3 protein-coding genes are annotated in these 3,906 nt (G+C 62.4%); all 3 read left to right on the top strand.

The features are described 5' to 3' along the window. Nucleotides 1-997 (top strand): hypothetical protein (locus Q0216_RS07270; protein ID WP_298594121.1); only part of this gene is annotated, 997 nt, incomplete at its 5' end. A gap of 225 nt (nt 998-1,222) precedes the next feature. Further along, a complete protein-coding gene (locus tag Q0216_RS07265) occupies nt 1,223-2,278 on the top strand; it encodes a 3-isopropylmalate dehydrogenase (protein ID WP_298594113.1) in 1,056 nt (351 codons plus the stop codon). 398 nt (nt 2,279-2,676) lie between these two features. Continuing rightward, nucleotides 2,677-3,774: a branched-chain amino acid aminotransferase gene (locus Q0216_RS07260; protein ID WP_298594111.1), complete on the top strand. Its 1,098-nt coding sequence runs from the start codon at nt 2,677-2,679 to the stop codon at nt 3,772-3,774. Nucleotides 3,775-3,906: the final 132 nt, after the last annotated feature.

Here is a 3,906-nt window from a genome sequence, read left to right as displayed (position 1 = left end):
TGGCGAGGGCTACGGTAACGGCGGTTCCTCCAACCTGCCTACCCCCATCCCCGCAAGCGTCATGCAGCGCGTGAACGCTATCTGGCCCGCTGACTCCACCCTGAAGCGCATCATCTACTCCGCATCCGGCGGTGGCTCCTCCGCTCTGGTTATCAACGGCACCCCCGTTGCAGTCGCAGGTGGCGGCGGTGGCGCTGGCTTCGTGAACTCCGGTGGCGCTAACAACAACCCCAACTACGCTGAGCCTGGTGCAGTTGACGCAGGTCGCCTGTGGCCCACCGGCGCAAAGCGCAACGCTTACCCCGTCATCGGTTCCACCGGTGGCTCCGCAGACGGTGCAGCAGGCTCCGCCGGTAACCAGGGCTCACTGACCTACTCCGCTGACACCTCCGTCACCACCACTGTTAACGCAGGTGAGGGTGGCTCCGCAGGTATCGGTGGTAACGGTGGTGCCAAGACCGACCTGCCCACCGGCACCTCCCCCAACGGCGTTCTGGGCTTCTCCTCCGCTAACAACCAGGAGATTTACCACTCCTCCAAGTCCGGTAACAACGGTGGCTCCGGCTTCACCGGTGCCGGTGGCGACGGCGTGGGCTCCTACTCCTACCTGATCGACAACAACGATAGCACTCAGAAGGAAGTTGGCACCCACAACGGTACCACTTACGCTCTCGAGTACTCCTCCATCGGTCACAACTTCAACGGTTACCAGTCCGTCATCTCCGCAGGTGGTGGCGCAGGCTACGGTGGCGGTGGCTCCGGTGCTTCTACCTCCGCATCCGCAATCGTTCTGACCCAGAAGTGGAACAACAACCCCAACGGTATCCGCCAGAACGTCGGCTTCGCGCAGTTCGGTGGCGGCGGTGGCGCTGGTGGCTCCTACGTTGCTCCCGGTGTTTCCGGTAGCGTCATCGAGTCCGCAGGTAACGCTCCGACCGCTCGTAGCACCCGCGGCAACGGCTACGTCAAGGTCACCCTCTGCAAGCGCACCGCGTAATTGCATAGACCTTTAGAGCTCTCACTCTGAGTGAGAACTCATAACGATATTCCCCGGCTGATGATTCAGCCGGGGAATATTGTTTTAACCGGCAGAGGCTGCCCCCAGAACCCAGGACCCCAGATTTCAGGAGGCGCTGCAGGGCGGGGATAGGGGATAGCCCAGAGTCTGAGAACCCGCCCGCACGCTCTACCGCCCACCCGCGGCGCGTATTACGGTAGAGGCATGACTGAAGCACGTAGCATCGACCTCGCCGTCATCCCCGGCGACGGCATCGGCCCCGAAATCATTACCGAAGCCCAGCGCATCCTCACCCGCGCCTGCGAGCTCGAAAACATCACCGTAACTCCCACCCACTACAAGCTCGGCGCCGAGCACTGGCTGGAAACCGGTGAAACCCTGCCCGATACCACCATGGACGCCCTCAAGCAGCACGACGCGATCCTCTTTGGCGCCATCGGTGCAGACCCGCGCAGCGGCAAGATTCCCTCCGGCCTCATCGAACGCGAAATGCTCCTGAAGCTGCGCTTCGCCTTCGACCACTACATCAACCTGCGCCCCTCCCGCCTGTACCCCGGCGCAGTCTCCCCGCTCGCCAACCCCGGCAACATCGACTTCGTCGTCGTGCGTGAGGGTACCGAAGGTCCCTACATCGGCAACGGCGGCGTCATCCGCGGCGGCACCGACCACGAAATCGCCACCGAAGTCTCGCTCAACACCGCACACGGTGTGGAGCGCCTCATCCGCTACGCTTTCGAGTTGGCTTCCACTCGCCGCAAGAAGGTCACCCTCGTACACAAGACCAACGTGCTCACCCACGCAGGTCGCCTCTACAACCGCTACTTCACCGAAATCGCGGCTGAATTCCCCGAGGTTGAGACCGACTACCTGCACATTGACGCGACCACCATCTTCATGGTCACCGACCCCGCCCGCTTCGACGTGATCGTCACCGACAACCTCTTCGGCGACATCATCACCGACCTCGCCGGTGCAGTGACCGGCGGTATCGGCTACGCGGCAAGCGGCAACATCAACGCCGTCGGCGAATTCCCCTCCATGTTCGAGCCCGTACACGGCTCCGCACCGGACATCGCCCGCCAGAACAAGGCAAATCCCACCGCCGCAATCCTCGCCGGCGCGATGTTGCTGCGCCACCTCGGCCACGATGCCGCCGCAGCCCGCATTGAGGACGCTGTCGAGGCAGATATGCGCGAAAACGGTGCCAGCGTGCGCGGAACCGATCAGGTCGGCGCGGACGTGCTCGCACGCCTCGGTTAATACTTGCCCGGCTAAAACTTGCTCGGCTAAAACTCATCTGCCGTAGCAGCTGAACGCAAAACACCAGTGAAGCCCGGAAGGAACGCACCTTCCGGGCTTCACCCATACCTTCACCCGCACAGCCCCTGTTCACATCCTGAATGGGAGAAAAGGTGCGCATGCGGCAAACGCATCTTTCCGGTACTCTAAACAGGTCAGGCACACCCGCCCGGCACCTCGGCGGTGGACACCATCCACCACTAGCTTTGATGCATCCGACTAGCACAGACCGCTAGATGCACCCATCTGCCCCGCACGACAACGCGCCCGGCGGCACACACCGGTCCCTCGCCCCGCCGCGAGAACCGCAACTCAAAGAACGCCCACAGAGGCAACTAGACGAAGAGGAACGCAGAACGATGGCCATCGAATTCAGCCACGAAGCAAACCAGTCACCCGCCACCGCCGAACGCCGCGCCGAAATCCTCGCAAACCCCGGCTTCGGCGACTACTTCAGCGACCACATGGTCACCATCGACTGGGAAGGCGACTACAAGACCGGCGGCACCTGGTACGACGCACGAGTTCACCCCTACGGCCCGCTCGTCCTCGACCCCGCAGCATCCATCTTCCACTACGGCCAGGAAATCTTCGAAGGCATCAAGGGCTACCGCCACGCCGACGGTTCCGTATGGACCTTCCGCCCCGAAAAGAACGCGGCACGTTTCGCGAACTCCGCACGCCGCCTCTCCCTGCCCGAGCTGCCCGCAGAGACCTTCATCGAATCCCTGCGCGAACTCGTAAAGGCCGACGAAAACTGGGTACCCACCGGCGACGGTGAAGCCTTCTACTTCCGCCCCTTCATGATCGCAACCGAAGCATACCTCGGCGTGCGTCCCGCAAAGCACGTGCAGTACCACGTCATCGGCTCGCCCGCAGGTAACTACTTCGGCACCCCCGAACCCGTGGACATCTGGCTCTCCACCACCTACGCCCGCGCAGGCGAAGGCGGTACCGGTGCGGCAAAGTGCGGTGGTAACTACGCTGCATCCATGATCGCCCAGACCGAAGGTGAAAAGCACGGTTGCAAGCAGGTCATCTTCAAGGACCCGCATCGCCACGACGCTATCGAAGAGCTCGGCGGCATGAACGTGTTCTTCATCTTCGGCAAGGAAAACAAGATTGTCACCCCCGAACTGACCGGCACCATCCTCGAAGGCGTGACCCGCTCCTCGCTGATTCAGCTCGCCAAGGACCGCGGCATGACCGTCGAAGAGCGCGCCATCACCCTCACCGAGTGGCGTGAAGGCGTGGCAAACGGCGACATCACCGAAATCTTCGCCTGCGGCACCGCAGCAGTGGTCGCGCCCATCGGCAAGCTCAAGGCTGAAGACTTCGAAATCCCGGCACCCACCGAGCACTTCGGCGAAATCTCTAAGAGCCTGCGCGAAGAGCTCGTCGGTATTCAGCTGGGCACCGTTGAGGACCGCCACGGCTGGATGACCCGCCTTATCTAAACGTAAATCTCTAAAACGTGAATCTCACGTAACCCGCGAAATCCCCGTAGGATGCGCACCCACCCGGAACGCGCACCCGCGGGGATTCGCTGTGCCCAGTGAAGATAGGGGAGTGCATAGGGGAGGGGAGGC

This window comes from uncultured Rothia sp., from assembly GCF_937976295.1.
In the GTDB taxonomy this organism is placed as follows: Bacteria; Actinomycetota; Actinomycetes; order Actinomycetales; family Micrococcaceae; genus Rothia.
This window is presented reverse-complemented; position numbering and strand designations above follow the sequence as displayed.